Source organism: Aeromonas media (assembly GCF_000819985.1).
In the GTDB taxonomy this organism is placed as follows: domain Bacteria; phylum Pseudomonadota; class Gammaproteobacteria; order Enterobacterales; family Aeromonadaceae; genus Aeromonas; species Aeromonas media.
In genome coordinates this window covers 1-5,083 of the sequence record NZ_CDBZ01000095.1, presented here as the reverse complement: position 1 = coordinate 5,083, position 5,083 = coordinate 1, and the positions used below count along the sequence as shown (strand labels likewise).

Sequence of the window (5,083 nt, the reverse complement as noted above, 5' to 3'; positions counted from 1 at the left end):
CCGGCGTTTATCGGCGGGGTTGTGGCTTGATGGTTGATTTGGGAAACAGCGCCCCTAATAGTGCTACATTTTGCCGAAAGCCTTGTGGTGTAAAGCATCTCTACCATCAGGTGGCAAAGCCTGACGTGGCAAGACTCAGACCTCGATGTGTGCTCAATGCCTCTTGTCGAGGCTGTACGAGTGCAGTGATCTACTATTCGGAACAGCTATTTAGTGTAGGAGGTGTGTTTATGACATTTCATAAAAATAGAAGCGCCGGGTATCACCCGGCGCTTCATCATCATAGTCTTGCAGACTTCACTTAGTAAAGGGTGCAACCCCAGCGGTAACTGCGCCCCAGCAACTGATACTCGGGACGCACGCTCTGACTCCAGGAGTCATCGCCACCCACCCCCATGTGGGCGCCATCGAGACATACCCACAGCCCCTCTTCGGCCACCAGATCGCTCTGGTGACGAGCGGCGGCCAGCTGTTGCTGACTGAAGCGGCTGGCACTGAAATGGAAGCTGCCGTTCACTGTCGTGCTGCCCAGCTGCAGCTGACGGGTATCGCAGCGCAAACCGTTGTCGCTCGGGAAGATGTAAGGGGTGTGCATGGCCTCCAGCGGCAAGCTCCAGTGCCCCAGATCGGCTCCCAGCAGGCGATCCGGATAGTTCTCGTGAGGACCGCGCCCCAGCCATTCGGCGCGCACCGGCACTTCGGCCAGATGGAGCAGCAGACCAATCCGCGGCAGCGACGGCAACGCCTGCGCCAGCTCAGTCTCTATCTCCAGGCTCATGGCGCCATCGTCGGTAAAACAGTGATGCCAGTGACTCACCAGCAGCAGCTCATCGTGGTGGAAGTAGCCATGACTGACCCGGATATCCCCTCCGGTGACCGAGATCCCCAAACAGCGGTGCTGCCATTGACCGAGGCCACACGCCTGCCAGCGGGCAATCCAGGAGTTGGGATCAGCGTGATCTGCCTCGCTGGTGCCGATGTCGTTGTCCAGCGGCGCCCGGTAGAAGTGATCCATGATCGGCGCCAGCAACTGCTCCTTCCCCGATTTTTGCCAACTGGTGATACGGCCGCTCTGCTTGTCGAGCCGCCACTGGCTGTTTGCGGCAGTGATCCGCCAACCATCCGGTTGCTCAGTCAGGATGGCGACAGCAGCGGGAGCTGGCAGGGAAAGAGGGGTCGGCAGGGTGAACTGCTGGCGGGCGACCTTGTGATCCGCCTGCGACCACAAGGTGGCTTGTGGCTGAATGATCGCCAGATCGAGCCAGGCCTGTGAGCCTGCCGCAAAGGTGGGCAGTGTCTCGCTCAGGGTCAACTCGACCACCCCTTGCGGTGCCAGCTCAAGGGAGATCTCCCCCTGCTGCTGCACATGGCCGTTCTCGCACAGCTGCCAGCAAAGCCGCTCGTTATCGGTTTCCCGGAACAGGTATTCGCTCTCGATCCGCACCCGCAGCGGGATGTGCTCAAGCAGGGTGAAGCGGAACGGCTGCTGGGCACGCTTCGCCTCGCACAAAGCGGGATGGGGGGTGCGATCAGGGAACAGCAGACCGTTGCAGCAGAACTGACGATCGTTTTGCACATCACCAAAATCGCCGCCATAACCCCAGTAGTGGCGACCATCGGCGGTGTATTTGTCGAGCCCCTGATCGACCCAATCCCAGACAAACCCGCCTTGCAGACGTGGATGATCGCGAAACGCCTGCCAGTAGTGGGCGTAGCCCCCCAGACTGTTCCCCATGGCGTGGGCATATTCACAGAGGATTAGTGGCCGGTGCTCGTCGGGCAGACCGATCCACTTGGCCAGCGCCCACTTGGTCACCGCCGGGAAGGGCTGATCCTGATGGGTTCTGGCATACATGGGGCAGATGATGTCGGTGGCCGGGGTATCGGCCCCGCCCCCCTCGTACTGCACCGGACGGCTCGGGTCGCTGCGCTTGATCCAGCCATACATGGCATCGTGGGCCGGGCCGTAACCCGACTCGTTGCCGAGCGACCAGATGATGATGGAGGGGTGGTTGAAATCCCGTGCCACCATGCGGGTGGCCCGCTCCAGAAAGGCATTGCTCCAGGCAGGATCCCGCGCCAGCCGCCCCATGGGGGTCATGCCGTGGGTCTCCAGATTCGCCTCGTCCACCACATAGAGACCGAGCCGATCGCAGAGGCGATAGAAGTCGGGGTGGTTGGGATAGTGGGAACAGCGCACCGCATTGAAGTTGTGCCGCTTCATCAGCAGCAGATCCCGCTCCATGGTGGCGCGATCAATGGCATAACCCTTGGCAGGGTGATGCTCGTGACGGTTGGCACCGCGAATAAGCAGCGGCTGACCGTTGACCCGCAGCAGGCCGCCACGGATCTCCACCACCCGAAAGCCCACATCACATGCCTCACTCTCGATAGCTTGGCCCTGCTCGTCCAGCAGGGTCAGGGTGAAGCGATAGAGATGGGGCGTCTCGGCGCTCCACTTGCGCGGCGCAGCCACGTCGAGCCACAGCTCGGCGCGATCGTCGTAAGCCCCTTTCTCATCAATGGCTTGGGTGCCGATCAGCTGGAGCAGGGTCGCGACCCGCTCGCTACCGTCATAGAGATTGGCCTCTACCGAGAGGCCAGCCCCATTGGCGACCTGCAGGGCAATCTTGAGACGGCCATCCCGATAGCAGGCATCCAGCTCGGGGGTCACCCGCATATCCATCAGATGGCGGGACGGTTTGTGCAGCAGGCTGACGGAGCGGAAGATCCCCGACAGCCACCACATATCCTGATCTTCCAGATAGGAGCCATCAGACCAACGTAGTACCAGCACCGCCAACCGGTTGCGACCGCTCTGCAGATATGGGGTCAGATCGAATTCGGCGGGCAGGCGGCTGTCCTGGGAGTAACCGACCCAGCGGCCGTTGCAGAAGAGGTGGAAGGCACTGCTCACCCCGTCGAAGATGATCCGGCTCTGTCCGCTTGCCAGCCAGTCGGCGGGCAGTTCGAACTCGCGGGAGTAGCAGCCAGTAGGATTCTCTGCTGGCACTCGGGGCGGATCGCAGGGAAAGGGGTACTTGATATTGGTGTAGATGGGGCCATCGGTGAGCGGCCGCGCAGCTGGATAGGCGGCATCCAGCTGCCAGTTGCCCGGCACTGTAATGGGGCAAGCATCCACCAGATCCTGCGCCAGCCAGCTCTCGGGCACCAATTCGGGAGCGGCAAAGAAGGAGAAGCGCCACTCGCCATCGAGCAAGAGACGGGAGGAAGAGGCCAGATCACCCCTGGCATCGGTTTCGCTGCGCCAGCTGAACATGGGGGTATGGGCGGGTAAACGATTTACACTGGTCACAGCCTGTGTTTGCCAATCGGCACGATAAATGATTTGTTGTAACGTCATACTGTTATTCATCTTTTATAACCTTTTTCAAATCTCTGATTACAAAACATTCGGTTAGTAACTGGCGGCTTTTTTTGAAACCATCGTTCTACCCTTTAACAGCCCAAGTGGCCCCATTCCTGAGAGGGTAAAAATAGAAATAAAGGTGAAAGTTGCGGCAATAATGCCCAATACCAAGTAGGTTTCACGAAAGCCCATCACCTCATACATAGAGCCAGCCCACACAGACATAAACATGGTTGCTAGCTGCTTGAAGAACTGATAGCCAATCAACCAGATAGTCGCACTAAAGCGAACATCAAATTCACTAGTGATGTACTTGAATGTGCCGACTAACAGGAATGGAACTTCCAACATATGCAGGGTTTTCAGCAAAATGACATGGCTAACTGTCTCGGCGAATGATGAGCCGATGATTCGAATAGACATGATGGTCCCAGCGATTAGCAGGGCATTTTTTCCGCCAATTCGATTCACAATCAGTGGGGCAAAAAACATGATGCTGGCGTTCAGTAACTCCCCCATAGTGGTGACATAACCAAAGTAACGAGTACCTTCTTCTTTTGTATCAAAGAATGCGGTAAAAAAGTTTGCAAATTGTTGATCAAATACGTCATACGTACATGCTACACCGATTACATAGAGGGTGAAAAACCAGAATTTTGCTTGTTTCAGCAACCTCATTGCCAGTTTTATGCTAAACCCTTTCTGATTGGCGCCAATACTATCTAACACCTCACTGGTGCTTCCACGACCAGGGTTTATAAAATAAAATAGAACCGCCATTACAACAGCAAAAGCAGACCCCATCCAGAACACGAACTCATTGTTAATGGTAAACATGATGCCTACGATAGAGGCACAGAGAGCCCAGCCTATTGCGCCAAACATCCTTGCACGGCCAAACTCGAACTGACTGGAGCGACTCACCTTCTCAACATAAGCCTCGATGGCTGGAGCCCCGCCTGCAAATACAAAACCTATGTACATGCCCCCTACGATAGAACCGAGATAGATGTTCAATTTCAGCAATGGTGCCAATACATAAAGAAAGAAGGGCGCGAAGAAGACCAGTAATCCGATGATTATCCAGAGCAAATGCTTTTTCAGCCCTAGCTTGTCAGAAACCAGCCCAAACACAGGCTGAAATAGAAGTGCAAATAAAGAAATTGTGCCGAAGACAATTCCAGTTTCAGCCTTGCTGATGCCATTTACATCATGTAACCAAATTGGAAAAAAAGGAAAGTAAGCTCCCATTATAAAGAAGTAAAGGAAGAATATGGCGCCAAACATTACCAAGTTTTTGTTCAATCCGAACAGTTTTTCAATGCTCATCAAGTATCCACCCATTTCACATAACAAGCCGACCATTTGAGCGAACCATCAAGATCCCCTCCCATGACAGCAAGAGTACGTACTAATGATGCAGCGTACTGTGACGAGAGATACAATTTATGCAATCGGTTACACTGCGACAGTGACAAGAACAACAAATAAGTGACCCAAATCACATAAAAACTAATAAAAATCTACTTTTTTCATAAAATATCGAGAAAGCGCTACCACAAGGTAAACTCATTAACGTAAGCATTGACTAGATAGCACTCGCACTATGCTCACTCTAATTGGCAATGAAGGATCTATGTTTAACCTGATTTTGGTTAATAGCAGGCACCGAGATACGCTAGGCACATTGTAGATCCTGATTACCCATGATTA

Annotated in this window: 2 protein-coding genes; both read right to left on the bottom strand. The window is 54.6% G+C overall.

Annotated elements, in window-relative coordinates; all coding sequences use genetic code 11:
- Positions 1-301 precede the first annotated feature (301 nt).
- Positions 302-3,364, bottom strand: a complete 3,063-nt coding sequence (locus BN1127_RS08535; RefSeq protein ID WP_082030016.1) for a beta-galactosidase — start codon at positions 3,362-3,364, stop codon at positions 302-304.
- A 54-nt stretch (positions 3,365-3,418) separates the two neighbouring features.
- Complete coding sequence (locus BN1127_RS08530) at positions 3,419-4,699, bottom strand: MFS transporter (protein ID WP_034524273.1); 1,281 nt, start codon at positions 4,697-4,699, stop codon at positions 3,419-3,421.
- Positions 4,700-5,083 lie beyond the last annotated feature (384 nt).